This is a genomic window from Variovorax beijingensis (assembly GCF_007828835.1).
Classification (GTDB): Bacteria; Pseudomonadota; Gammaproteobacteria; order Burkholderiales; family Burkholderiaceae_C; genus Variovorax; species Variovorax beijingensis_A.
Genome location: NZ_VIVL01000002.1, coordinates 652468 through 676565, shown reverse-complemented (window position 1 = coordinate 676565; position 24098 = coordinate 652468). Strand labels below are relative to the sequence as shown.

The window sequence follows — 24098 nt, the reverse complement described above, 5'->3', positions numbered from 1 at the left end:
GTTTTGGCTCCTGTCTCAGCCGCCCGCCGCGAGTTCGCGTTCGAGCACCTTCGGGTTGTCTCGCCAGCGTTCCAGCCATTCCTGCGCCACGTCGCCGGGATACACGTCCTCGACGCCGTCGCGCAGCGCCTTCACGATGGCATTGGCCAGCGCAGATGGAGCCAGCTTGGGCGGCGGTGTGTGCTGGTTCCATTCGTCGTCGATGGGACCCGGGAACACATTGATCACGCGGATGCCGGCCGGCCGCATCTCGGCGCGCAGGCACTGCGCGAGCGAGTGCGCCGCCGCCTTCGAGGCGCTGAAGGTGCCGTGCGGCGGGAAGTTGCTGAGCGCGTAGATCGACAGCAGGTTGACCCAGGCCGTGGCACCCGTCGCGCCGTCGGCCGAGCGGCCCTTCAGCGCGGGGCCGAACTCCTGCGCGAGGCGCAGCAGACCGAAGTAGTTGATGTCCATCTCGGCCTTGGCCACGTCGGTGCCGCGGCGCGCGCCGATGCCGAAAGTGCGGTGCACCTCCGCGTTGTTGATCACGATGTCGACCTTGCCGCCGATGGAGCCTGCGAGCTCGGTCACCTGCCGGCCGTTGGTGAGGTCCAGCGGCACCAGCGTGACTTGCGGCAGCGCCGAAATGTCGTCAAGCCCGTCGCCCATCTTCTTCCACGGCTCGGCATGGCCGACCCAGACGATGTCTGCGCCGGCCTTGATCAGCGCACGCACGATGGCCTGGCCGGTCTCGGTCTTCCCGTCGGTCACCAGCACCTTGCGGAACTTCGGGTCGCTGGTCATTTCACGCAGCATCTTGTCGTCGGCCATGTGGGGACTCCCTTCAATCGGAAAACCAATGAGAACGGCCTGGCCCGCGCGGTCGAGCCGGGCGCCGACACGCACACGCTCGGGCGCATCACCGACCTCGCCGTGCAGGTGGACCATGAGCGTCGGGCCGGCATCGAGGTGCACCAGGCCCAGCCGCCAGGGCAGCCGTTCGCGGAAGAACAGGTCGTTGCTGTGGTGCAGCGTGGTGCTGCCGAGCAGCTCGCCCTCGCCGCTTTGCTGCCGCCAGCGCAGTGCGGCCGAAAGGCACTTGCGGCAGACCTCGCGCGGCGGGTACTGCACCGTGCCGCAGTCTTCGCAGGTCTGCAGTTCGAAGCGGCCTTCGGCGGCGGCGGCCGTGAGGCCGAGCGCCACGCGGCCGCGCGCGCCGGGCGGCAGGTTCATCTGCCGGGTGCGCAGCACCGGGTTCTTGCGCGGGGGGCGCATCAGGGGCATCGTCATGCCGATCTCCCGAGAATGACGGCGCCTGTGCACAGGCAGCGGTCGTAAGTGACCATGCCGAAGCCGGCGACGAGGCCCAGTCGGGCGTTCGGCACTGCGCGTTGTCCGGCTTGGTCCGTGAGCTGCCGGATCGCCTCGACCATGCCGAGGAAGCCGCCCGCCGCACCGGCCTGCCCGGCCGAGAGCTGCCCCCCGCTCGTGTTGTTCGGAAAGCTGCCGTCGAAGGTCAGGGTGTGCGATTGCACGAAGGCCGGGCCCTCGCCCTTCTCGCAGAAGCCCAGGTCCTCGAACTGCATCATCACGATGACGGGGTAGTCGTCGTAGGTCTGCACGAAGTCGAGTTCCGCGGGCTGGATGCCGGCCTGCGCGTAGAGGTCGTCGCGGTCCATGCGCCAGCCGCCCTGCACCATCACCGGGTCTTCGGCATAGGCGTTGTGGCGTTCGATGGCGCCGCGGATCACCACGTGCGCAAGACCGAGGTCTCGCGCGCGCTCCTCGCTCATCACGAGGAAGGCGTCGGCACCCGCGCAGGGCATCACGCAGTCGAAAAGATGGATCGGGTCCGAGATCGGCCGCGCGGCCATGTACTCGTCGAGCGTGAGGCCCTTCTTGAACATCGCGTTCGGGTTGCCGAGCGCATTGGTCCGCTGGTCGACGCAGATGCGGCCGAAGTCCTCGCGCTTCGCGCCGTAGGTGCGCATGTAGTTGGCCGTGATGAAGGCGAAGATCGAGTTGGGCCCGCCCGAACCGTAGGGATAGCTCGCATCGCGCGCGAAGTTGCTGAAGCTGCCCAGCGTCTGGCGGAAGGAGTCGACATGATTGGTGTCGGCCCCCACGCAGGCCACGATGTCGGCATCACCCGCCTGCACGGCGCGCGCGGCGCGGCGCAGGCACATCACGCCCGAGGCGCCACCGGTCGGCACATGGTCGAGCCAGCGCGGCGACAGGCCCAGGTGCTGCGTGACGCCCACGGCGGTGTCGGGCGCAAGCGAGAAGCTGCTGAGGCAGAGGCCATCGATCTGCTCCTTGGCCACGCCGCTGGCTTCGACCAGCGCCTCGATGGCCTGCCCGATGAACCAGTGCGCGGTGCGCGTGGAGTAGCGCACATAAGGCACCGTGACCGGCACGGCCACCGCGACGCCTTCGTAGGAGAGCCGCTGCTTCGTCATGCCTGCCTCTTTTTCATCGCGCGCGTGTCGATGCAATGGCTCTGCCCCGGCAGCGACTGCGCCATCTCGCGCAGCTGCCCGCGCTGGATCTTCTGCGACGGCGTGAGCGGCAGCGCATCGACGAAGGCCACGTAGCCCGGCGCCTTGTAGTAGGCCAGCTGCGCGAGCGCATGCTCGACGATGCTGGCGGCGAGCTGCTCGCGCTGCGATGCATCGGCGCCTTCGCGCACCACGATGCAGGCCAGCACCTCGTCTCCGCGCACCGCGTCGGGCGTGGCGGCCACGGCCGAAGCCTTCACCGCCGGGTGCTGGTTGAGCACGCTCTCCACTTCGACGGCCGAGATGTTCTCGCCGCTGCGGCGGATCACGTTCTTCTTGCGGTCGACGAAGAAGAAGTTGCCTTCGGCATCGCGGCGCACCAGGTCGCCGGTGTGGAACCAGCCGCCGGCCCAGGCTTCGCGCGTGGCGTCGTCGTCCTTCAGATAGCCCGAGAAGAAATAGCGCTTCGGGTCGCTGCCGGCCGAACGCACCAGCAACTCGCCGGGCGCATCGACGCCGACTTCATCGCCGTCTTCACCCACCAGGCGGATCTCGACAAAGTCCTCCTGCCGGCCGAAGCAGCTGGTGCCCACGAGCCGCGGCTCGCGATTGGCCATGATGCAGGCGGCCGCGCCGGTCTCGGTCATGGCCCAGGCCTCGACCAACGGGAAGCCGAAGCGTTCTTCGAAGGGCGCGTGGTTCTTGCGGTCGACGCCGGCACCGAAGCCCCAGCGGATCGCATGGTCGCGGTCGGCCGCCGATGCCGGAGCGGAAAGCAGCATCGCGGGCATCACGCCCAGGTAGTGCGCAATGGTCGCGCCGCTTTCGCGTGCGCTCGCGAGCCAGGTCTTCGGATGGAAGCGGTCGAGCTGCACCAGGCAGCCGCCCGCGACCAGCACCACCATCGTGGAGAAGGCCATCGCGTTCATGTGGTTGAGCGGCAGCGGCGTGATGACGCGCTCGGCATCGCTCCGGATGCTGCAGACGCCGTCGAGCGCCGCATACCACTCGCCGGCGCGCAGGAAGTAGGCGTTGCTCAGGATGCAGCCCTTGGGGCGGCCGGTGGTGCCCGAGGTGTAGAGCAGGCCGCATTCGGTGTCGGCGCCGATGGGCTCGCGGGCGCGCGGCGCGCTGGTCCTCGCACGCGGCACCTCGTCGTCGGGGCCCATCGTCTCGAAGGCCACGCCGGCCTGTGCAGCCGCCGCGCGCAGGTCTCCGGCGCGCTCCGGCAGCGTCACTGCCAGGCCGATTTCGCTGTGGCCGATCAGGTAGACCAGTTCGGCCGAGCGCATCTCCGCGTTGATCGGCACCACGCTCGCACCCAGTGCGTTGAGTGCGAACCAGTGGAAAAGGAATGCGGGCCGGTTCTCCAGCAACAGGCCGACGCGGTGGCCATGGCCGTAGCCCGCTTGCGCGTAGGCCGCGCGAAGGCGCTCGACCTCGGCGGCAGCCTCGCCCCAGCGAATGGCGCCTGCCGTAATGCCGTAGGCGGCTGCGGTCACCGATTCGGTGAACAGGAACTCGGCCTGTGGCGCGCGGGCCGCGGTGGCTGCGAAGACCTGGTGGACGGTGGCCCGGACTGTGGCGTCTTGCATTGCGTCCCTAGATGAAGAGCTGCACGGCCGGCAGCGCCGCGTCGCAGTTGAGCAGGTTGACGCGCTTGAGCGTCATGCGCAGCGCGCCGTCCTGCACCGTGAGGTGATGGAAGAAGGTGCCGACGTAGAACTGCAGTTCGTCGCCCTGCGATTCGGTGTAGTGGAATTCGGTGCGCACCACGAAGCGGTTGGCTTCGGCATCGAACTGCTCGACCACCGGCATCTGCAGCAGATGGTGGCAGCGGCTCGGCGGCTGCTGCGAAAAGGCACGCGGACTCTTGAGACGCTCGATGCGCAGGTCGCGCAGCAGCTTGTCCTCGTAGAGATGCGAGGTGTGGTTGAGGCCGTCTTCCTGGTCGGGAACCAGCGGCACCCAGTAGAAGGCATCGTCGGTAAAGAGCGCGTTCCACTCCTCGTAGCGGCGCGTGTCGAGCAGGTGCGCTTCGTTCACGACGAAATCGATCAGGACCTGGCGGGTGACTTCGATGCCGGCCATCACATGGTCTCCGTCATGCGCTGGACCCATGCGCGGTACTGGTTGCGCATCGGCAGCTCGTTGGTGCCGCCCGTGGTGATCTCTCCGCCCTTCAGCTCCGACGGGTCATAGTTGCGATGCAGGCTCACCCACTCGTTGCCGCTCGCGTGCAGGCCGGCCTGCATGCCGCGGTAGGCCTGCAGGTCGTCATGCCCCACCACCGAGAACGGCGAGTTGATGAGCCGGTTGTACATGGTGGTGCGCTGCAGCAGCTCGGGCGGCGCGCCCTTGAGGCGGAAGGTCCAGCTCTCGATCAGGGTCCTGTCGGCCGAGATCGGCTTGACCACGCGGATCGCCTGAATCGCGCCCTTGATCGTGAGGTTCGGGTAGTACACCGTGTTGTGGCGCGCCATGCCGAGGATCTGCGCGGTTTTTTCCTCGCCGTAGCGCGCCTTCATGGCGTCGTCATAGGCCGGGATGGCCTTGTACTTGCTGTGGATGCTGAAGTGCACGCCCGTGAAGCTGTGGCCGTTGTCGTAGGTGCGGATGCCCATGTCCTCGAAGAACTTGTAGTCGGACATGAAGGGCACGAACTGCTCGACCGCCATGGGCTTGGGCTCGTCGACGGGCTTGTCGGCCCACATGCGCTTGGCAGTGCCGGCCGAGGACTCGTGCGCCACCATGGGGTGCATGGTGTCGTTGAGGTTCTCGACGAACATCTTCCAGTTGCACTGGTGCATGAAGCGCAGGCAGCCGCCCGCGATCTCGAGTTCGCCCTCGGGCGAACGGTCGGCCATGTTGTCGATGGAGCTCAGCGAATCGCCGAAGTAGTCGTCGAAGTCCGGCCCCGCATCATTGATCTTCACGAAGATGAAGCCGCGGTGGCTGCGCACATGGCTGAGCGTGGTCAGTCCCTTGGCCGATTCGCACGCGTGCAGCTCGGTGTTCTCGTAGCCGGTCTTCAGCGGAATGGCGAGCAGCGCACCGTCGGTTTTGAAGGTCCAGGCGTGGTACGGGCAGCGGAAGAACTTGCCGGTGTTGCCGCAAGGTCCGTTCACCAGCCGCGACCCCTTGTGCGCGCAGCGGTTCATCATCGCGCGCACGCTGCCGTCGGCGTGGCGAACGACGATCAGCGGACGACCGGCGATCTCGTTGCTGATCCAGTCGCCGGGCTTCGGCAGCTGGCTCTCGTGGCCGACGTAGTTCCAGGTGTTGGCAAAGAAGTGCTCCTGCTCCAGCTCGAACAGTTCCTGGCTGGTGTACAGGTCGCGATGCACGCGGTCGTTCTGCACCAGCGCGCGGATGGCATCGGGGTTGTCTCTGTACGAGGTCATGGTTCTCGTGGCTCCTTCAGATATCGAGCACCAGGCGCGCACCTTTGGCACGCGAGATGCAGATCTGCATGACAGTGCCCTCCGCCTTTTCGCGGGCGGTCAGCACGTAGTCGCGGTGGTCGATCTCGCCTTCGAGCACGGGCGTGGCGCACACGCCGCATTCGCCGCGCTTGCAGTCGAACATCGGGTCGCAGCCGTGCTCGATCAGGCAGTCGAGGATGCTCTGGTCGGCCCGCACGGTGAAGCGCTGGCCCGATTGCGCGAGTTCCACCTCGAAGGGCTGGTCGCCCTCTTCCGCGACCGGCTCGGTGAAGAGCTCGAAGTGCACGCGGTCGTGCTCCCAGCCGCGCGCCTGGGTGCGGGCCAGCATGGCGTCGAGCATGAGCTTGGGACCGCAGACGTAGAGGCGGTCGCCGGCGGGCACGCCGTCGAGCAACGCGTCGATGTCCAGCGGTGCGCCGGCTTCGGCATCGGCATGCACGCGCAGGTCGTCGCCGAGCAGCGCCTGCAGTTCAGGCAAAAAGGCCATCAACTCGCGGCTGCGGCCGGCATAGTGCATGCGCACCGGGGCGCCCTCGGCGCGGCGGCGCGCGGCCATGGTGGCGAGCGGCGTGACGCCGATGCCACCCGCCACCAGCACCGAGCCGCCGGGGCCGGTGTGCAGCGGAAAGTCGTTCTTCGGCGCCTCGATGGCGAGGGTGTCGCCCTCTTTCAGCTGCTCGTGCATGAAGCGCGAGCCGCCACGGCCCTCGGCCTCCTTGCGCACGGCGATCACGTATTCCGTCGGCGCGTTGGTGGCGTTGCGCGCCGTTGCAAAGTTGATCAGCGAATAGTGGCGCCAGTCGGTCTTGCCGTCGGGCAACGAGACCTGCACGCGGATGTGGGCGCCCGCCGCAAAGCCAGGCAGCGCGCGGCCATCCTCGGCGTGCAGCCGCAGCATGCGGATCAGCGGATTGAGCTGGCGCGCTTCGGCAACGCGAAGCTGGAGCGTGGCGGTGGGAGCGGTCATCGTGCGTCCGTTGTGTCTCTTCAGGCCAATGCGTGCTGCGCCAGCGCAGCCTGCAGCTTGTGGCCGTGTTCGTCGGCCAGCGCCGCATCGCGCAGCTCGCGCAGCGTGGCCGGGGCCAGCGCCGCACCGGCGCGCTCGACCGCGCGCATCACGGTGTCGTAGTTGCGGATGCCGCGTTCGTGCGTGTCGCTGTAGCCCTTGACCAGGCGCTGGCACTGCGCGAGCTCGACGGCCAGTTCGGGGTTGCACTGCGCGGTGGCGGCAATGCGCTGCAGCCATTCCTCGATGCGGCGGTTCTCCTCCGCATAGCGCATGGTCGAGCGGCGCCAGCGCTTCATGGCGGCCACGGTGCGCAGCATCAGGTAGCCGCGCAGCGAGCTGGTCTGGATCACGCGGCCGCGCTGCGTGAAGCGCTCGACGATCTTCTTCGGCAGCGTGGAATTCATGAGCCAGCGGCCCAGGCCGCCCGGCAGTGTCTCGCAGATTTCCTGCAGGCGCGGATGCATGTACTCGTTGATGGCGAGCACCTGGCCGGGCTGCACTCGCGCCTCGCCGCGCACGCGCTCGAAGCGGGTGGCGCGGGTCTTGAGCGCGGCCACACGGGCCGTGTCTTCGTACGACATCCAGAGCGCGAGATGGCGCGCGGTTTCGCGCAGCAGCCGATGCTCGCCATGGCCCGGCAGCGCTGCGACGGCGGCCATGCGGTCGAGATACAGGCTGGCGTAGGCCGTGTCCTGGTAGTCGATCAGGCGGCGCACGCCTTCGAGCAGCAAGTCGTGGGCTGCACCGGGAAACTCGCGCTGCACGCGCTCGACCAATGCGCGCACGGCCGGATGGCGCGGCTGCGGCGTTGGCACGGCAGCCACCGGTTCCGGCGGCGCCTCGCCGTCGTCGCCGCCCTGCGCACGCGCAAACGCCGCACCAAAGGCCTTGAGGCTGGGCTTCACGCCCACACCACCGCGCTCGATGGTGGCCTCGAACTGCGCGCGGCTGAACGGCAGCACGCCCGAGCCGGCCAGCGCGCCGAACAGCACGGCGCTGATCACGCTGCCCGCAGCTTCGGCGGCTTGCGCCATGTCGAAGCGGATGAAGCGCTTGGCGGCCCGCGCGGTGTGCGCGAGCAGCTGCGCGCTGTCGACGCGGCCGTCGCCGAGCGCGCTCTTCTCGGCGATCGAGAACACGCGGTGCGTGGAGGCGATCAACGTGGTGCGGTCGCTCGTGACGAGTCCGCGCTGCACCGCACGCCCCGCCTCCATGAGCTCCGAGGCCAGCACCACGTCGACGTCGCCCGGCAGCGGCATCAGCGCGAGCACGGGACGGCCGCCATCCGCCTCGGCCTGCGCATTGGGATACAGCTCGACGTAGTAGATGGTCGCGCCGGTGCGCTGCGCGACGCCGGGCACCGAGGTGGTCTGCGCGACGTAGCCATTGGCCTCGCCCATGTCGACGATCCAGTCGGCCAGCACGCCGCCTCCTTCCCCGCCCATGGCAAGGATCGCGATTTTTATCGGTTGCGCCTTGTTCGTCATCGCGTCAGAGGGCATAGGTTTCGCGGCGGCGCGCTTCGCCGCGCTGCAGCCAGCCGATGATCGTGGCGCGCAGGCGCTCGCGCAGCAGGTCCCAGCGGCTCGGGTTGCTCACGATCTGCGCCTTGTAGAACGAGGGGCACAGCACCGCGGCATGCGAGACCTCGCCGCAGACGCCGCAGCCCACGCAGCTGTCGAGCACCGTGGCCACCGGATCGGTGCGCAGCGGATCGGGGTTGGGCTTGATCGACAGCGAGGGGCAGCCCGACAGGCGGATGCACGAGTGGTCGCCAGTGCAGGTGTCTGAATCGACGCCGAACTTCTCGCGCACCATGCGCTTGCCGTCGGCGATGGCCTTGCGCACCAGCGGCTTCTCGCGGCGCTGCTTGTTGAGCATGCATTCCGATTGCGCGATCAGGACCTTGGGGCCCTTCTTCGTCGTGGTCAGCGCTTCTTTCAGCGCGTCGCGCATGCCGGCGACGTCGTAGGTGCGGCGCATCGTCTTCACCCACTCGACGCCCACGCCGCGCACGGCGCGCTCGATCTCGTGGCCGGTGCTGCGCGTCCTGTTGACGGCGTTCGACGAGAGGATGTCCTGGCCGCCCGTGGCCGAGGTGTAGTTGTTGTCGACGACGATGGTGAGGTTGTCGCTCTTGTTGAAGACGGAATTCGCCACGCCGCTGGTCAGGCCGTTGTGCCAGAAGCCGCCGTCGCCCATCATCGAGATCGCGCGCTTGCCTGCCGGCGCATTGAGCGCCGAGGCGCCGGCGCCGCCGAGCCCGTAGCCCATGGTCGTGTTGCCGATGTTGAAGGGCGGCAGGATCGAGAACAGATGGCAGCCGATGTCGGCGCTCACGTGGTGCGCACCGAGCTCGCGCTCGACCAGCTTCATCGCGCTGAAGATCGGCCGCTCGGGGCAGCCGGTGCAAAAGCCCGGCGGGCGCGCATGCACGACCTCGGCAAGCGAGGAGGACGGCATGGCCGGCTCAGGTGCGGCATCGACGCCGATGGCGGCCACCTCCTTCAGCGGGATCACCTTGCGCACCGGCACGGGCACCGGCAGCGGCGCCAGGCGTTCGTAGCGCTCGCAGAAGCTGCGCGCGCCCTTCAGCAGTTCGGATGCGGTGTACTCGCCGGCCACGGGCAGCATGTCCTTGCCATGCAGCGCGGTGGTGGAGCCGGCCTGGCGCAGGATGGTCGCGAGGTTCTGCTCGACGAAGTTGGGCTGGCCCTCTTCCACGACCAGCACCGCACGCTTGCCTTCGCAGAAGCGGATCACCTCGCTCTCGATGACGGGGTAGGCCACGTTCATCACGTAGAGCGGCACCTGGGTGTTGCCGTACACGTCGGCCAGGCCGAGCCGCTCGAGTGCGCGCAGCAGCGTGTTGTAGCTGCCGCCCTGCACGATGATGCCGATGTCGTCGGCGTCCTCGGAGAAGAATTCGTTGAGCTTGCGCTCCTCGATGAAGCGCACGGCCGCGGGCCAGCGGTCCCGCACCTTCTCCTGCTCGTGCACGAAGCTCGCGGGCGGCAGCACGATGCGGCCGACGTCGCGCCGCGGATTCTCGAGCGCGTCCTTGAGCGTGAACTTCGCGCGCTTGTTGTCGCCGGCAATGAAGTGGCCGTGCACGTGGCAGGCGCGGATGCGCAGCTGCAGCATCACGGGCGTATGGCTCGCTTCCGAAAGGTCGAAGCCCTGCTTCACCGCATCGACGATGCTCGGCAGGTTGGGCCGCGGATCGAGCAGCCAGATCTGCGACTTCATCGCGAAGGCATGGCTGCGCTCCTGCATGATCGAGGAGCCCTCGCCGTAGTCCTCGCCCACGATGATCAGCGCGCCGCCGGTCACGCCGCCCGAGGCCAGGTTGGCCAGCGCGTCCGAGGCCACGTTGGTACCCACGGTAGCCTTGAAGGTGACGGCGCCGCGCAATGGATAGTTGACGGAAGCGGCCAGCGTGGCGGCCGCGGTGGCCTCGCTCGCGCTGTTCTCGAAGCGGATGCCCTGCTCGGCCAGGATGTCCTGCGCATCGGCCAGCACGTCCATCAGGTGCGAGATGGGTGCCCCCTGGTACCCCGCCACATAGGAAACTCCCGATTCGAGCAAGGCCTTGGTGACCGCCAGAATGCCTTCACCGCGAAACACATCTCCGCCAGAAAGCCGCAGCTTCTTGACTTCTTCGACGAACGAACGCTCAGCCATGTCGGTCCTTGTTCTCTCTCGTGGGACGGTGCGTGCAAGCTGCCGCACCGTGCTTTCTATAATGTTGACAAATGAATGTATCCACAATCATGAATTACCCTAGACATGCAAACAGCGTGCCCGCGGCCGGTTTGAGGCGCTTGGCCGTGAGGTGCCTTCATGGCCGAGCCCTCTCCTGAAACGCATCGCTTCGTCGACGACTACCTGCCGGCACTGCTGGCGCAGGCCAGCCAGCTGATCTCCTCGGAGTTCCACGAGGTGGCGCGGCAGCAGGGCTTCTCCGTGTCCGAGTGGCGCGTGATGGCCTCGCTCGCGGGCAGCGAGCCGATCAGCATCGGCCAGCTCGCGCAGGTGACGGTGACCAAGCAGCCGACCGTCACGCGGCTGCTCGACCGCATGGAGGCACGCGGACAGGTCGAGCGGCTGCCCCATGAAAGTGATCGCCGCATCACGCTGGTGCGCATCACGCGCAAGGGCTTGAAGGCGGTGGAGCACCTGATGGAACTCGCGCGCGACCACGAGCGGCGCGTGCTCGAACCCTTCGGCCTGCGACGCGCCGAAGAACTGAAGCAGACCCTGCGGCAGATGATCGACCTGCACGTGCATGTGCCGGTCGAGGAGCCGGAGGAAGACTAGGGCACCAGCACTGCGCGGCCGCGATGGCCGCGCTGCGCGATCCATTCGAGCGCCATGGCGGCATCGGCCAGGGCGAAGCTGCGCACCTCCAGGTGCAGGCGGCCGTCGGCCAGCCGCGCGAGCAGCTCGGGCGCCGCGGCTCGGCCGGCGGCTTCGCGCCTGAACATGTTGAGCGGCAGCAGCGACACGTCGCGCTGCAGGAAGTGCGCAATGTCCAGCTGCAGCGTGGGGCCTGCGGTGTAGCCGATGAGCACGGCACGCCCGCCAGGCCGCACGGCAGGCAAGGCCGCCGAAAGAACGCTGCCACCGACCGTGTCGATCAACAGGTCCGCACTCGCGGGCGGCGGGGCTTCGGCGTCCGGATCGACCGCCCTCACGGTGCAGCCAAGCTCGCGCACCAGCTGCACGGCGAGCGAGCCCACCGCACCGCTCGCCCCCGTGACCAGCACCTGCTCGCCGCCCTGCAGCTTCGCGACTTCATGCAGCGCCACCCAGGCCGACGTGGTGGGCGAGAAGAACGCGGCGCCGACCGTCATCGGCAGTGCGTCGGGCAGCAGGCCGAGCGCTTCGTCGGGTGCATCGATCTGCTCGCACCAGGTGCCGTCGAACAGCGTGCCCAGGCCGCTGCCGCGCAGCCACACGCGCTGCCCGGCGGCAAAACGCCCGCTGGCGATGACGACGCCTGCGGCTTCCACGCCGGGCGTGTAGGGCAGCGGCGGATGGCGCAGGAAGCTGCCGCGCCACACGGTGCGGTCGATATGGCCGACGGTGGCGGCCTGCATGCGCACGATGGTGCGGCCGGGCCGCGGCGCCGGGTCGGGCAGATCTTCGAGCACGGGCACCGCGTCGAAGCCGTGGATGCGGATGGCTTTCATGAGGGCAGCGTCGAAAGAAAGTCGAGCACCGCCTGCGCGAAGGCTTCAGGCATCTGGTCCGGCAAGGGGACCATGCCGCCTTCGATGTCGACGATGCGTGCCTGCGGCAGGTGGTGGAGCAGCTCCTCTGCATGCGGGGCGGCAAACGGATCGGCGGTGGCGCGGACGATGAGCACGGGCTGCGTCACGCGGCCGATGCGCTCTTCCATACGGTAGGACGCGACGGCGCGGTGCCCCTGCTCCACGCGATGGCCGACCTTCAATGCATCGCGCACGAAGGCCTCGAGCAGGTCGGGGCGCCCTTCGGGATAAAAGCCCTGGCGCTTTTGCCAGAGTGCGGCGAGATGGCTTCCGTCTTCGCTTGGGGCGACCTCGTCGATAGGCGGCCTCTCGGCCCTTGCGATGCGAAAGGCTTCGCCGGTGTACGGCGTGGACGACAGCACGAGGCTGCGCACGCGGTCCGGAAACGCCGCCGCGAGTTCGACCGCGATGACGCCGCCCGTGTGGTGCCCCACCACGTCGGCCCGCGCAATGCCGAGTGAATCGAGCAGCTCGCAGGCCACGCGCGCCCACTGCGCGATGCCCGCGGGCACGCCGCCGTCCGCCGAATCGCCGAAGCCCGCGGTGTCCATGGCAATGGCGCGGTACCGCGCGCCGAGCAGCGGAAGCACCGCGCGGTATTCGGCCCAGCTGCGCGGCGACTGGTGCAGCAGCAGCACGGCCGTCGCACTCGCATCGCCGCATGCCGCGTAGTGCACCTGCCCCACCGACAGGTCGGCAAAGGCGCGGCGGATGGTCACGGCAGCGTCTCGCTGGCCGGCGCGCGCCACAGGCCCGCGTGCTTCAACTCGCCGAGCGTGCGCGACAGCACGTCGCGCCGGTAGGCCGCGATGTCGCGGCCCTGGTAGTCGTAGAAGCCGCTGCCGCTCTTCAGGCCGAGCCGCCCTTCCTCGACCATGCGATCAACGATGGCCGGCGCGGTGTAGCGGCCCTTGTCGATCGAGGCCGACATCTCGCGGCTCGCGTGGTGCAGGATGTCGCAGCCGCCGAAGTCGATGAACTCGACCACACCGAGCGCGGCAAAGCGCAGGCCGAGGCCGTAGCGCGTGGCCTTGTCGATTTCCTCGGCGGTGGCGGCGCCCTCCTCGATCATGCGGGCCGCCTCGTTCATCACCAGCGCCTGCAGGCGCGGCACGATGTACCCGGGCGACGCGCCGCAGACCACGGGCAGCTTGCCGATGGCTTCCATCAGCGCCTTGGTGCGCGCGAGCACGGCGGCATCGGTGCCCGGGTGGCAGCTGAGCTCCACCACCGGAATCACATAGGCCGGATTGAGCCAGTGCATGTTCAGGAAGCGCCCGGGCAGCCGCACCAGCGCCGCCAGCTGCGTCACGAGGATGCTGCTGGTGGTGGAGGTGAGGATGGCGTCGTCGCGGCAGTGGCGGTTGAGCTGCTCGAAGGCCTCGCGCTTGGCCTCCATGGTTTCGGGCACGCCCTCGAACACCAGCTCGGCGGCGGCCAGTGCCTGCGGCGCTTCGGCGGCGCTGACGAAGTCCACGCGCGCGGCGATCGACCGCACCTGTGCCGCGTCGATTACGCCGAGCTGCGCCAGGCCTGCGAGGCTGGCTTCGATCTCGGCCTGCGCTTCGTCCTGCAACCGCTGCCAGGCTGCATCGCTGCGCTGGCGCAGGTCGACCAGCGAGATGCGGTGGCCCGCGTAGGCGAAGGCGATCGCGATGCCGCGCCCCATGCGGCCCGCGCCAACCGCCGCGAAGCGGGGCAACGACATGCGCTCATTCACCATCGTGCAGCCTCTGCGCGAGCTGCGCCGCGCTCAGGTCGGCCAGGCCCAGGCTCTCGAAAGTGCGCGGACCGTAGCGCAGGTCGCGGCCGAGAAAGCCGCCGACGATCGCCAGCAGGCCGTGCGCGATGGGCGCGTCCACCCCCGCATGGCGCGCGGCCGAGGCCAGGAAGGCGAGGCCGAGCTCGGTGTCCTCGGTGATGTAGCGGTGCGTGTGCAGGTCGATGTTCTCGCGCCAGTCGCCCGACTTGACGAGCTGCTTGTGCGCGTCGCCGTACATCCACTGGTCGTTGTTGTAGTGGTCGGCCAGCGGATAGTGCGGCGCGCGCTGCCCGAAGGCTTCGCGCACGGCCATGCGCTCCTGGTCGAGCCGGTCGGTCACGTCGCGCACGGCGCGCTGCGTGCCTTCGTTGTGGATGTCCCAGCGCTCGAAGTGCTGCAGCGGCGCGGCGTTCATCACCATCAGCGGCGGGTGGATGACGGGGCCGGCGTTCATGAGCGCGCCCGAGAGCGCATTGCCGCAGCCATGCACCGCCGGGTAGGCGCGGCGGATCAGCTCGATGGCCTCGGCCTCCTTGCGCGCCGGGTAGACGCCGGTCGGCAGGCGGATGGCGCGGATCGTGACGTTCACCTCGCGCTCGCCGTGCTTGCGCGCGAGGTACGGCAGGGTGCCGGTCTCGGCCCAGGCCACGTCGGCGCGGCTGCCGGCCTGCTTCACTGTCCTTGCCATCACATAGCTGCCGAAGGTGCCCGGCGGCAGGAAAACGACCTGGCCGTCGGCCAGGTGCGGCGCCATGGCCAGCGCGATGTCGTGCTGGGCGATGGCGGGCGTGGGAATGACGATCAGCTCGGCGCCCTGGAGCGCCGCGGCGATGTCGGCAGTGGCCAGCGCCAGCGGCACCTCGCGCGCGCCGCCGGCGTCTTTCAGCGTGATGGCGCCGGCCTGCACCACCGGCTGGAGCGCGGCCGCATCGCGGCGCCACAGGCGCACCTCATGGCCGGCTTCGGACAGGTCCGCAGCGGCCGCATAGGCGCCGTGGCCACCACCAAGAATCGCAATTTTCATGTTCGAACTTTGAAAGGCAGACGTCGATGAACCGGCAGCCGCGGTGCGGAGCGGGGAAGCAATGCCTCAATACATTACTTTTCATCGATTCATGTGTCAATCAAGTTTCGCGCCCATATTCCCCGCGGAAACCCGCAATGAAAAAAGCCCGCGCTTCTTGCGAAGCGCGGGCTTTCCTTTGGGGCGAGCGGCCGGCTGGCCGCCCTGCAATGGATCAGCGCGTGGGCTTGAACGCACGCTTTTGGGCGTCGCGCGGCACGAACACCTTGCCCGGGCCGCCATGGCCTGCGCCATTGCCGCGCGGTGCGAAACCTTCGCGCGGAGCAAAGCCTTCACGGGGCGCGAAGCCGCCGTCGCCGCGGCCACCGCCGTGGTGACCCTGGCCGTGGCCGCCGCGCGGGGCGCTGTCGCCCCAGCCCGGCTTGCGGCCGTAGCCACCGCCATTGCCGCCATCGTCACGGCCGCCGCCGAAGCCGGCGTTGTTGCCGCCCTGGAAGCCGCGCGGACCCGGTGCGGCCGGACCGCGTGCGTTGCGGTCGTTGAAGCCGCTGGCACCGGCGTAGCCGCCGCTGTTGCCGCCGCGGTAACCACCGCCGCCGCCATTGCCGAACTTGCGGTCGCGCGACTGGTTGTCGCCGCGGCCGCCGCGGTACTCGCCCATCGGCGGACGCGATTGCGGCATGCGCTGCTGCGGCTCGAGGCCGGCCACCACTTCGGCCTTGAACTGCTGGCGGCTGTATTGCTCGATGTCCATGATCTTGCGGCGATCGCGGAACTCGGCAAAGGTGATGGCCAGGCCGTCGCGGCCTGCACGGCCGGTGCGGCCGATGCGGTGGGTGTAGTCCTCGGCCTTCATCGGCAGGCCGAAGTTGAAGACGTGGGTGATGGTGGGCACGTCGATGCCGCGGGCGGCCACGTCGGTGGCCACCAGGATCTGCACCTGGCCCTGGCGCAGCGCCATCAGGCGGCGGTTGCGCAGGCCCTGGCTCAGGGCGCCGTGCAGCGCGACGGCACTGAAGCCTTCTTGCTGCAGGTCATTGGCGAGACCGTCGCACTCGACCTGCGTGCTCGCGAACACGATGGCCTGGTTGATGCTGGTGTCGCGCAGCCAGTGGTCGAGCAGCTTGCGCTTGTGCTGGCTGTTGTCGGCCCAGTACAGCGACTGCTTGATGTTGGCGTGCTTCTCCTGCGGGCTGTCGATGGTGATGCGCTGCGGCTCGCGCATCACGCGCTGGGCCAGCTGCTGGATGCGCGGCGCGAAGGTGGCGCTGAACATCATGGTCTGCTGGCGCTCGATGGTGAGCTGGTTGACTTCGGCCAGGTCGTCGGCAAAGCCGAGGTCGAGCATGCGGTCAGCCTCGTCGACCACCAGGAACTTGACCTGGTCGAGCTTGAGTTGCTGCGAGCGCTGCAGGTCGAGCAGGCGGCCGGGCGTCGCCACCACGAGGTCGGCGTTCTGCAGCTTGGCGATCTGCAGCTGGTAGGGCATGCCGCCCACCACGTTGGCCACGCGCAGGCCGCGGCAATGGCGAACCAGCTCGATGGCATCGTGCGCCACCTGCTGCGCGAGTTCGCGCGTCGGGCAGAGGATCAGGGCGCCGGGTGTGGCGGCCTTGAAATGGCGCGCGTTGGTCGGGTCCTTGCGCTTGGGCTTCTTCGGCACGGCTTCGCCGCGGGCAGCGGCTTCGGCCGCCAGGCGCTGGAATTCGGCCTTGGCTTCGGCTTCCGCCTCGGCCTGGCGCTTGAGCAGCGTGTGCAGCACGGGCAGCAGGAAGGCGGCGGTCTTGCCCGAGCCGGTCTGGCTCGAGACCATCAGGTCGACGAAGCGGGCCTTGCCGTCCTGGCCGGCTTCAGCGCCCATCGCGAGCGGGATCACCTTGTCCTGCACGGTGGTGGGCTGGGTGAAGCCAAGGTCGGCCACGGCGGCGATCAGTTCGGGTGCGAGGCCGAGCTTGATGAAGCCATTGGGCACGCGGGCTTCTTCGGCCACGGCTGCTTCAGGCGCTGCGGCGTCGAGCGCCTCGAGGATCGGCGCTTCGGACACGGTGTCCGGGGCGGCGATGAATTCGTTGTTGTTGGTGGATTGCACAGGCGCGAACTCGCCCTGCGCTTCAAAAGCGTCGGTCATGTAGATATCAATCTCAAACGCGAGCGCTGCCGTGGGCGGCGCCCCGTTGGTGGTTAAAAACATCAACCATCCAACGACATTCAACTTCTGGCTTCCGCCGGAGGCTGCGGCCCTTTTTGATCAGCGGATGCGATCGGGCGCGGTGTGCAAGATAGGGAGATGCAAGAGACGCTGACCGGAAAATCCCCCAGATCAGCGAAGCCGTCGATTATGGCACGACTCGGGGTTTTTACCTAATCCGTCAATTTCAAAAAGGTTTCCCTGTAGTGCGCGAGCTCCTCGATGGACTCGTGCACGTCGGCCAGCGCGGTGTGCGCCTGCTGCTTCTTGAAGGCACTGTAGGCGGAGGGCTTCCAGCGCTTGGCCAGCTCCTTCAAGGTGCTGACATCGAGGTTGCGGTAGTGGAAGTACGCCTCCAGCTTGGGCATGAACTTGACCAGGAAGCGCCGGTCCTGCCCGATGGTGTTGCCGCACATGGGCGAGCCGCTCCTGGGAACATAGCGGGCCACGAATTCCAGCAGCTGCTGCTCGGCGGCGGCTTCGTCCAGCGTGGAGGCCTTCACCTTGTCGATCAGGCCGCTGCGCCCGTGCGTGCCCTTGTTCCAGGCGTCCATGGCGTCGAGCACCGCGTCGCTCTGGTGGATGACCAGCACGGGGCCGTCGATGCGGGGGGTGAGGTCGGGGCCGGTGACGACCACGGCGATCTCGAGCAGGCGCTCTTTTTCGGGGTCGAGGCCGCTCATTTCGCAGTCGAGCCAGACCAGGTTCTGGTCGCTTTTCTTGAGGACAGGGAGGGTTGCGACGGTCGTGGGGTCAAGGGATTCGGACATGGCTGGATTGTCGTCGAAGGCCTGCGCCGGCCGGACCCGAGGGCTAAACTCGCCAGTCATGTCCTATTCGCTCATCTTCACCACTGCCTTCGCCGTTGCACTGGTCGCGGGCCTGCTCGTGAAGTTCTGGCTCGCCTCGCGGCAGGTGCGCCACGTGGCGCGGCACCGCGGCGCGGTGCCGGCGGCTTTCGAACACACCATCAGCCTTGCCGCCCACCAGAAGGCGGCCGACTACACCATTGCCAAGGCGCGCTTCGGCCTCGTCGAAATGGCGTGGAGCACCGCGCTGCTGCTGGGCTGGACGCTGCTGGGCGGGCTCGACGCGCTCAACCGGCTGCTGCTGGCCTGGCTCGGCGGCGGCATGGTGCAGCAGTTGGCGCTGCTGGCAGCCTTTGCGGCCATCGGCGGCCTGCTCGAACTGCCCTTCACGCTCTGGCAGACCTTCAGGCTCGAGGAGCGCTTCGGCTTCAACAAGATGACATTGCGCCTCTGGCTGGCCGACACGCTCAAGTCGACGGCGCTCGGCGCCGCGATCGGGCTGCCGATTGCGGCGCTGATCCTGTGGCTCATGGGCGCGGCCGGCACCACCTGGTGGCTCTGGGCCTGGGCCGTGTGGATGGGCTTCAACCTGCTGGGGATGCTGGTGTATCCCACCTTCATTGCGCCGCTGTTCAACAAGTTCAAGCCGCTCGACGACCCCACGCTCAAGGAACGCGTGACGGCGCTCATGAAGCGCTGCGGCTTTGCCGCCAAGGGCCTGTTCGTGATGGACGGCAGCACCCGCAGTGCCCACGCCAATGCGTACTTCACCGGCTTTGGGGCCAGCAAGCGCGTGGTGTTCTACGACACGCTGCTGCGCCAGCTCGACGCGGCCGAAGTCGAGGCCGTGCTCGCGCACGAACTCGGCCACTTCAAGCACCGCCACATCGTGAAGCGCCTCGTTGCGATGTTCGCGCTGAGCCTGGCGGGCTTCGCACTGCTGGGCTGGGTGTCGACCCAGGCCTGGTTCTACACGGGGCTCGGCGTGCAGCCCAACATGGCGGCAACGGCGCCCAACGATGCACTCGCGCTGCTGCTCTTCATGCTCGCGGTGCCGGTGTTCGGCTTCTTCGTCGCGCCGCTGCCCGCACGCCTGTCGCGCAAGCACGAGTTCGAGGCCGATGCCTATGCGGTGGCGCAAACCAGCGGTGCCGATCTGTCGGCCGCCTTGCTCAAGCTCTACCAGGACAACGCGTCGACGCTCACGCCCGACCCGGTGTTCGTCAAGTTCTACTATTCCCACCCCCCGGCCTCCGAGCGCCTCGCGCGCATGACGGCGGCCTGAAGAAGACATTTGCCGGAAAGCCCAGACCATGAGCAGCATGTTCAAGCCCAAAGACTGGAAAAACATCCCCCGCAAGGCACTGAGCGCCACCGAGATCGTCTCCGGCCTCGCCAAGCTCGATGGCTGGAAGCTCGACGGCGACGGTGCCAATGTGGCAATCGAGAAGACCTTCAGCTTCGCCGACTACTTCGAGACCATCGCGTTCGTGAACGCGCTGGCCTTCATTGCCCACACGCAGGACCATCATCCGGACCTGTCGGTGCACTACAACCGCTGCGTGGTGCGCTTCAACACGCACGACGTGGGCGGGCTTTCGAGCACCGACTTCGAATGCGCGCGCCAGGCCAATGCGCTGGTCGCTGCCAGTCCGGCACCGTGATGAGGAAACCCGCCGTTGGCTAAGCCGGGCCGCACTCCCGCCAAGGGGGCCGGCACCTCCGCGCGCATTCTTCACGACGGCCTGGTGATCGCGAGCCACGGCCGCCATTGCCTCGTCGAAACGCCCGCAGGCGAGCGGCTGATCTGCCATCCGCGTGGCAAGAAGAGCCAGGCCGTGGTCGGCGACCGCGTGCGCTGGCAGGCCAGCGAAGACGAAGGCACCATCGAGGAAGTCGTGCCGAGGCGCAACCTCTTCTATCGGCAGGACGAAATCCGCACCAAGTCGTTCGCGGCCAATCTCGACCATGTGCTGATCCTGATCGCGGCGGAGCCGGAGTTCTCGGAGCATCAACTCGCGCGCGCGCTCATTGCCGCCGAGGCCGAACGCATCACGCCGATCATCGCGCTCAACAAGAGCGACCTGGCCGAGCCCTTCGAGCGCGCATGGAACAAGCTCGCGCCCTACCGCCGCATGCACCATGGCGTGCTGCCGCTCTCGCTCAAGGCGTCGGGCGAGGCCGACTACGCATCGCTCATGAAGCTGCTCGCGGGCAAGAGTACGCTGGTGCTGGGGCCCTCGGGCGCCGGCAAGAGCACGCTCATCAACCTGCTGGTGCCCGGTGCCACTGCGTTGACCGGTGAAATCTCGCAGGCGCTGAATTCGGGCAAGCACACCACCACCAGCACCACCTGGTACTGGGTGGACGAGGCGCGCACCACCAGCCTGATCGATTCGCCGGGCTTCCAGGAATTCGGCCTCAATCACATCGCGCCGATGCAGCTCGCGGGCCTGATGCCCGACATTGCCGCGCATGCGAACGACTGCAAGTTCTACAACTGCACCCACCTGCACGAGCCGGGCTGCGGCGTGATCGCGAACGTGGACGCACCCGGCAAGCCGGGGCCGATCAGCGCCACGCGCTACAAAATCTATGGCGAACTCTTCGCCGAGCTCAGTCAGTCGCGCTACTGAACGCCCAGGATCGATTCGAGCGCCTGCACCAGTGCCCCGCACTGCTCCCGCGTGCCGATGCTGATGCGCAGGTACTGCGCGATGCGCGGCTGCCTGAAGTGCCGCACCAGCACCGCGCGCTCGCGCAGCAGCGCCGCCAGCTCGGCGGCGTCGCGCTCCGGATGGCGCGCGAACACGAAGTTGGCTTGCGAAGGCAGCACTTCGAAGCCCAGGTCTTCGAGCTGCAGGCTGAGGCCTTCGCGGGTATCGACGACCTTGTCGCGCGTGGTCTGGAACCAGGCCTCGTCTTCGAGCGCGGCCACCGCACCGGCCGTGGCAAGCCGGTCGAGCGGATAGGAGTTGAAGCTGTCCTTGACGCGCACCAGTGCCTCGATCAAGTGCGCCTGCCCGCAGGCAAAACCGACCCGCAGGCCGGCCAGCGAGCGCGACTTGGACAAGGTCTGCACCACCAGCAGGTTCGGATATTTGCCGACGAGCGGCAGCGCGCTCTCGCCGCCGAAATCGACGTACGCCTCGTCGACCAGCACCACGCGCTCGGGGCAGGCCGCGAGCAGCTGCTCGATGCGCGCGAGCGGCAGCCCGATGCCCGTGGGCGCATTCGGGTTGGCGATCACCAGGCCTGCGCAGCCGCTGCGGGCGCGGGCTGCCATGGCATCGACGTCGATGCGCAGGCCTTCGTCGACCGGCAGCAGCTCGCAGCCGATGCCGTAGAGCTGCGCATAGACCCGGTAGAAGCTGTAGCTCACATCGGGCATCAGCAGCGGCCCGGCCTGCTGGAAGAAGGCGAAGAAGGCGTGCGCCAGCACCTCGTCCGAGCCGTTGCCCGCAAAGACCTGGCCATCCAGCAGGCCGGCCTGCCGCGCCACCGCTTCGCGCAGCGCGAGCGAGGCGGGGTCCGGATAGCGCTCCAGGCCATTCGCTGCGGCCTGCTGGATGGCGTCGATGGCCCGCGGCGACGGCGGGTACGGGTTCTCGTTGGTGTTGAGCTTGACGAGGTTGGCGATGCGCGGCTGCTCGCCGGGCACATAGGGTTCGAGCGCGGCGATGCGCGGGCTCCAGAAGGCCGGTGCGGGGGTGGTCATGATTTCTGGGGGACCGCCGCTCAGCCGAGCAGGCGGGCCAGCGTGAGCAGGGCCAGCAGCACCATCCACATCACCACCGAGCGCCACACCAGGCCCACCACGCTGCGCAGGTGGCCGGGCTCGGGCTCGCGGCCCGGCGTGCTGCCGCTGTCGAGGCGGCGGCCATCGGCCATCGAATCGCCGGCCTGCGCGCGCGGCAGCGGATCGGTGACCGGGATCGGACTCAGCGCGCCGCCGCCCAGGCGCACATTGACGGCGCCAGAGGTCGCCGCGAGGATTACGCCGTCGTTCTCGCTCGGAAAGCGCCGCGCGTCGTTGCGCCAGCAGTCGATCGCCTCTTCGAAGCTGCCGACCACGGCAAAGCCCAGTGCGGTGATGCGCGCGGGCAGCCAGTCGATCGCGTGCCACGCGCGCTCCGCGGCCCGCTGCACCGAGACGCTCGAGGGCTGCACCGCCGCGCCATTCTTGTGGAGCCAGTAGCGCGAGACGAATTCACTCATGCGATAGAACACCGCACCGGCCGGCCCCAAGCCGAGCGCGGCCAGCACCGAGAACCAGGCCAGCACGCCGAATACATGGCGGTGCGCCGCAATCACCGAATGCTCGATCACGTGGCGCACGATTTCGCTGCGCGGCAGCTCGGCCGCATCGACGCCCTGCCAGTGCGCCAGCAGCGAGCGCGCGAGCGGCTCGTCGCCTTCGTCGAGCGCATCGCGGATGTCCGTGAAATGGTGGCTGAACTGCCGGAAGCCGAGCGTGACGTAGAGCACCGCAATGCTCCAGAGCACCGCGAACGGCAACCCCAGCGTGAACACCAGCAGCAGGTGGATGCCCAGCGTCATCAGCGTGGGCATGAGCACCGCAAGGCCCCATGCAACCCATCCGTGGTGCGGCTTGCCTGCGTCGAAATTGCGGCTGGTCCAGCGCGTCCAGGCCAGCACGCCGCCGTACACCGGGTTGTGGGAGGCGAGCGGCCTCACCTGCTCGATCAGCAACGCACACAGGATGGCAAAGAAGCTCATCCTTCGATGATAGCGAGGGCGCCTGCCGCGACTCGCCCCGGGGCGAAGTCAGGCGCTGAGGAAGCGATAGAGATTGCGCAGCATGCCCGCGGTGGCGCCCCAGACGAAGCGCTCTTCGGTGCCGTCCTGGTAGGGCATCGAATACCACTCGCGGCGGGTGCCGTCGGGCGCGGGCACGGTATGGCGGCGATGGTTGGCCGGGTCCATGAGCCAGGCCAGCGGCACCTCGAAGGCCAGCGCCACTTCGTAGGGGTTGATGGTGAGCTCGAATTCGGGCTTCACCAGCGCGACCACGGGCGTCACGATGAACGAGGTGATGGTGGTGTAGGTCGGAAGGCTGCCAAGCACTTCGATGTACTGGGCCGAGAGTCCCACTTCTTCCCAGGCCTCGCGCAGTGCGGCCGCCGCGATGTTGGCGTCCTCGGGGTCGACGCGCCCGCCCGGAAACGCCACCTGCCCCGAATGATTGGACAAATGCGCCGTGCGTTCGGTCAGCAGCACGGTAGCGCCTTGCGGGCGCTGCACGATGGGCACCAGCACGGCCGCCTGCGCCGGGACACGGTCGGTCAGGCGCGGCTCGCGCCGCAATTCGGGCGTCCACTCGGGCGGCGCGGCAAAGCGCCTGCGCAGGGCCTCGGTGGTCAACTGCGCGGTGGCCACGGCCGGCAGGCCGTCGGGGCCGTCGACCACAGGCGCCTCGCGCGGGTCGAACGGCAGCAGCGTGGGCGGCACCACGGCATTGACGGGTTCGACGGGAGCGAATTGCATGGGGGCGGTGGAGTGGGTCAAGTGAGAGAGTTTCAGTGAAAGAGTAGAGCGTAAAAGGGCCGCGCTGTCTTTTTGCAAGAAGCGTGCACGGCGCACAACGCAAAAAGCCGCCAGAGCGGCGGCTTTTTGCACGGCAGGAAAAGGCAGCTTACTTGGCGGCCGATGCTGCTTGCGACTTGCCCGGCAGCTTTTCCTTGATGCGTGCCGAACGGCCGCTGCGCTCGCGCAGGTAGTACAGCTTGGCGCGGCGGACATCGCCGCGGCGCTTGACTTCGATGCCGGCGATCAGCGGGCTGTAGGTCTGGAACGTACGCTCCACGCCTTCGCCGCTGGAGATCTTGCGCACCGTGAAGCCGCTGTTGAGGCCGCGATTGCGCTTGGCGATCACGACGCCTTCGTAGGCCTGCACGCGCTTGCGGGTGCCTTCGACGACGCTCACGCTGACGATGACCGTGTCACCGGGCATGAAATCGGGGATCTTCTTGCCGAGGCGGGCGATTTCTTCCTGCTCGAGGGTTTCGATGAGGTTCATGATTTCCTGATATTCGATCGTGCTCGCGCTACACAAAAGGCGCCTTCGGATCTATTGCTGAACGCAA

The 24098-nt window shown here is 68.1% G+C and carries 22 protein-coding genes; 4 read left to right on the top strand and 18 right to left on the bottom strand.

The window, feature by feature from the left end:
• Positions 1 to 15 precede the first annotated feature (15 nt).
• Genes FB547_RS09490 through FB547_RS09455 form a run of 8 tightly spaced genes read right to left on the bottom strand, consistent with a single transcriptional unit; the run spans position 16 to position 10616 of the window.
• On the bottom strand, positions 16 to 1269 hold the full coding sequence (locus tag FB547_RS09490; RefSeq protein WP_145741588.1) for an SDR family NAD(P)-dependent oxidoreductase: 1254 nt from the start codon (positions 1267 to 1269) through the stop codon (positions 16 to 18).
• A complete protein-coding gene (locus FB547_RS09485; protein WP_145741586.1) occupies positions 1266 to 2438 on the bottom strand; it encodes a thiolase family protein in 1173 nt (390 codons plus the stop codon). The genes FB547_RS09490 and FB547_RS09485 overlap by 4 nt, the downstream gene beginning before the upstream one ends.
• Positions 2435 to 4072, bottom strand: a complete 1638-nt coding sequence (locus tag FB547_RS09480; RefSeq protein WP_145741585.1) for an AMP-binding protein — start codon at positions 4070 to 4072, stop codon at positions 2435 to 2437. The genes FB547_RS09485 and FB547_RS09480 overlap by 4 nt, the downstream gene beginning before the upstream one ends.
• Positions 4073 to 4079: 7 nt before the next feature.
• Positions 4080 to 4568, bottom strand: a complete 489-nt coding sequence (locus tag FB547_RS09475; RefSeq protein WP_145741583.1) for an aromatic-ring-hydroxylating dioxygenase subunit beta — start codon at positions 4566 to 4568, stop codon at positions 4080 to 4082.
• Positions 4568 to 5881, bottom strand: coding sequence for an aromatic ring-hydroxylating oxygenase subunit alpha (locus FB547_RS09470; RefSeq protein ID WP_145741582.1), 1314 nt, complete (start codon positions 5879 to 5881; stop codon positions 4568 to 4570). Before FB547_RS09470 ends, FB547_RS09475 begins: the two co-directional genes overlap by 1 nt.
• Before the next feature lie 16 nt (positions 5882 to 5897).
• Entirely contained in the window at positions 5898 to 6890 is a 993-nt protein-coding gene (locus FB547_RS09465) for a PDR/VanB family oxidoreductase (RefSeq protein WP_145741580.1), read from the bottom strand.
• 20 nt (positions 6891 to 6910) lie between these two features.
• Complete coding sequence (locus FB547_RS09460) at positions 6911 to 8419, bottom strand: indolepyruvate oxidoreductase subunit beta family protein (RefSeq protein ID WP_145741578.1); 1509 nt, start codon at positions 8417 to 8419, stop codon at positions 6911 to 6913.
• A 4-nt stretch (positions 8420 to 8423) separates the two neighbouring features.
• Positions 8424 to 10616 carry an indolepyruvate ferredoxin oxidoreductase subunit alpha gene (locus FB547_RS09455; protein ID WP_145741577.1) on the bottom strand — a complete coding sequence of 731 codons (2193 nt, stop codon included), beginning with the start codon at positions 10614 to 10616 and terminating at the stop codon, positions 8424 to 8426.
• A 159-nt stretch (positions 10617 to 10775) separates the two neighbouring features.
• Between FB547_RS09455 and FB547_RS09450 the strand changes: the two genes are divergently transcribed.
• Positions 10776 to 11252, top strand: a complete 477-nt coding sequence (locus tag FB547_RS09450) for a MarR family winged helix-turn-helix transcriptional regulator (RefSeq protein ID WP_025569755.1) — start codon at positions 10776 to 10778, stop codon at positions 11250 to 11252.
• On the opposite strand, the gene FB547_RS09445 is transcribed toward FB547_RS09450, so the two are convergent.
• From FB547_RS09445 to orn, 6 genes are all read right to left on the bottom strand, one after another.
• Complete coding sequence (locus FB547_RS09445; protein ID WP_145741575.1) at positions 11249 to 12127, bottom strand: zinc-binding alcohol dehydrogenase family protein; 879 nt, start codon at positions 12125 to 12127, stop codon at positions 11249 to 11251. The genes FB547_RS09450 and FB547_RS09445 overlap by 4 nt on opposite strands.
• Positions 12124 to 12927 carry an alpha/beta fold hydrolase gene (locus FB547_RS09440; protein ID WP_145741574.1) on the bottom strand — a complete coding sequence of 268 codons (804 nt, stop codon included), beginning with the start codon at positions 12925 to 12927 and terminating at the stop codon, positions 12124 to 12126. The genes FB547_RS09445 and FB547_RS09440 overlap by 4 nt, the downstream gene beginning before the upstream one ends.
• Positions 12924 to 13931, bottom strand: coding sequence for a 3-hydroxybutyryl-CoA dehydrogenase (locus FB547_RS09435; protein ID WP_145741572.1), 1008 nt, complete (start codon positions 13929 to 13931; stop codon positions 12924 to 12926). Before FB547_RS09435 ends, FB547_RS09440 begins: the two co-directional genes overlap by 4 nt.
• Positions 13921 to 14994 carry an NAD/NADP octopine/nopaline dehydrogenase family protein gene (locus FB547_RS09430; protein ID WP_145741571.1) on the bottom strand — a complete coding sequence of 358 codons (1074 nt, stop codon included), beginning with the start codon at positions 14992 to 14994 and terminating at the stop codon, positions 13921 to 13923. The genes FB547_RS09435 and FB547_RS09430 overlap by 11 nt, the downstream gene beginning before the upstream one ends.
• A 214-nt stretch (positions 14995 to 15208) precedes the next feature.
• A complete protein-coding gene (locus tag FB547_RS09425; RefSeq protein ID WP_186454132.1) occupies positions 15209 to 17122 on the bottom strand; it encodes a DEAD/DEAH box helicase in 1914 nt (637 codons plus the stop codon).
• A 233-nt stretch (positions 17123 to 17355) separates the two neighbouring features.
• On the bottom strand, positions 17356 to 17952 hold the full coding sequence (orn, locus tag FB547_RS09420) for an oligoribonuclease (protein WP_012746626.1): 597 nt from the start codon (positions 17950 to 17952) through the stop codon (positions 17356 to 17358).
• Positions 17953 to 18010: 58 nt separating this feature from the next.
• Here orn and FB547_RS09415 point away from each other — a divergent pair, with 58 nt between their 5' ends.
• The 3 genes from FB547_RS09415 to rsgA are packed head-to-tail and all read left to right on the top strand — an operon-like array spanning position 18011 to position 20627.
• Positions 18011 to 19276 carry a M48 family metallopeptidase gene (locus tag FB547_RS09415; RefSeq protein ID WP_145741567.1) on the top strand — a complete coding sequence of 422 codons (1266 nt, stop codon included), beginning with the start codon at positions 18011 to 18013 and terminating at the stop codon, positions 19274 to 19276.
• Positions 19277 to 19304: 28 nt separating this feature from the next.
• Entirely contained in the window at positions 19305 to 19655 is a 351-nt protein-coding gene (locus FB547_RS09410; RefSeq protein WP_025569483.1) for a 4a-hydroxytetrahydrobiopterin dehydratase, read from the top strand.
• A 15-nt stretch (positions 19656 to 19670) separates the two neighbouring features.
• Positions 19671 to 20627 (top strand): ribosome small subunit-dependent GTPase A, encoded by a 957-nt coding sequence (gene rsgA / locus FB547_RS09405; RefSeq protein ID WP_025569485.1) that lies wholly within the window; start codon positions 19671 to 19673, stop codon positions 20625 to 20627.
• On the opposite strand, the gene hisC is transcribed toward rsgA, so the two are convergent.
• The 4 genes from hisC to rplS form a co-directional block, all read right to left on the bottom strand.
• Complete coding sequence (gene hisC / locus FB547_RS09400) at positions 20621 to 21709, bottom strand: histidinol-phosphate transaminase (protein ID WP_145741565.1); 1089 nt, start codon at positions 21707 to 21709, stop codon at positions 20621 to 20623. The genes rsgA and hisC overlap by 7 nt on opposite strands.
• Positions 21710 to 21729: 20 nt before the next feature.
• Entirely contained in the window at positions 21730 to 22731 is a 1002-nt protein-coding gene (locus FB547_RS09395; RefSeq protein ID WP_145741563.1) for a CobD/CbiB family protein, read from the bottom strand.
• A 48-nt stretch (positions 22732 to 22779) separates the two neighbouring features.
• Positions 22780 to 23499, bottom strand: coding sequence for a CoA pyrophosphatase (locus FB547_RS09390; protein WP_145741562.1), 720 nt, complete (start codon positions 23497 to 23499; stop codon positions 22780 to 22782).
• Between the two features lie 148 nt (positions 23500 to 23647).
• Positions 23648 to 24031, bottom strand: coding sequence for a 50S ribosomal protein L19 (rplS, locus tag FB547_RS09385; protein WP_018903298.1), 384 nt, complete (start codon positions 24029 to 24031; stop codon positions 23648 to 23650).
• Positions 24032 to 24098 lie beyond the last annotated feature (67 nt).

Coding starts and splice junctions, on each gene's coding strand:
- hisC (WP_145741565.1), bottom strand. CDS start 21,709: ATGACCACCCCCGCACCGGCCTTCTGGAGCCCGCGCATCGCCGCGCTC.
- FB547_RS09430 (WP_145741571.1), bottom strand. CDS start 14,994: ATGAAAATTGCGATTCTTGGTGGTGGCCACGGCGCCTATGCGGCCGCT.
- FB547_RS09435 (WP_145741572.1), bottom strand. CDS start 13,931: ATGGTGAATGAGCGCATGTCGTTGCCCCGCTTCGCGGCGGTTGGCGCG.
- FB547_RS09470 (WP_145741582.1), bottom strand. CDS start 5,881: ATGACCTCGTACAGAGACAACCCCGATGCCATCCGCGCGCTGGTGCAG.
- FB547_RS09450 (WP_025569755.1), top strand. CDS start 10,776: ATGGCCGAGCCCTCTCCTGAAACGCATCGCTTCGTCGACGACTACCTG.
- FB547_RS09475 (WP_145741583.1), bottom strand. CDS start 4,568: ATGGCCGGCATCGAAGTCACCCGCCAGGTCCTGATCGATTTCGTCGTG.
- orn (WP_012746626.1), bottom strand. CDS start 17,952: ATGTCCGAATCCCTTGACCCCACGACCGTCGCAACCCTCCCTGTCCTC.
- FB547_RS09455 (WP_145741577.1), bottom strand. CDS start 10,616: ATGGCTGAGCGTTCGTTCGTCGAAGAAGTCAAGAAGCTGCGGCTTTCT.
- FB547_RS09395 (WP_145741563.1), bottom strand. CDS start 22,731: ATGAGCTTCTTTGCCATCCTGTGTGCGTTGCTGATCGAGCAGGTGAGG.
- FB547_RS09465 (WP_145741580.1), bottom strand. CDS start 6,890: ATGACCGCTCCCACCGCCACGCTCCAGCTTCGCGTTGCCGAAGCGCGC.
- FB547_RS09445 (WP_145741575.1), bottom strand. CDS start 12,127: ATGAAAGCCATCCGCATCCACGGCTTCGACGCGGTGCCCGTGCTCGAA.
- FB547_RS09460 (WP_145741578.1), bottom strand. CDS start 8,419: ATGACGAACAAGGCGCAACCGATAAAAATCGCGATCCTTGCCATGGGC.
- FB547_RS09480 (WP_145741585.1), bottom strand. CDS start 4,072: ATGCAAGACGCCACAGTCCGGGCCACCGTCCACCAGGTCTTCGCAGCC.
- FB547_RS09490 (WP_145741588.1), bottom strand. CDS start 1,269: ATGACGATGCCCCTGATGCGCCCCCCGCGCAAGAACCCGGTGCTGCGC.
- rplS (WP_018903298.1), bottom strand. CDS start 24,031: ATGAACCTCATCGAAACCCTCGAGCAGGAAGAAATCGCCCGCCTCGGC.
- FB547_RS09415 (WP_145741567.1), top strand. CDS start 18,011: ATGTCCTATTCGCTCATCTTCACCACTGCCTTCGCCGTTGCACTGGTC.
- FB547_RS09410 (WP_025569483.1), top strand. CDS start 19,305: ATGAGCAGCATGTTCAAGCCCAAAGACTGGAAAAACATCCCCCGCAAG.
- FB547_RS09390 (WP_145741562.1), bottom strand. CDS start 23,499: ATGCAATTCGCTCCCGTCGAACCCGTCAATGCCGTGGTGCCGCCCACG.
- FB547_RS09425 (WP_186454132.1), bottom strand. CDS start 17,122: ATGACCGACGCTTTTGAAGCGCAGGGCGAGTTCGCGCCTGTGCAATCC.
- FB547_RS09485 (WP_145741586.1), bottom strand. CDS start 2,438: ATGACGAAGCAGCGGCTCTCCTACGAAGGCGTCGCGGTGGCCGTGCCG.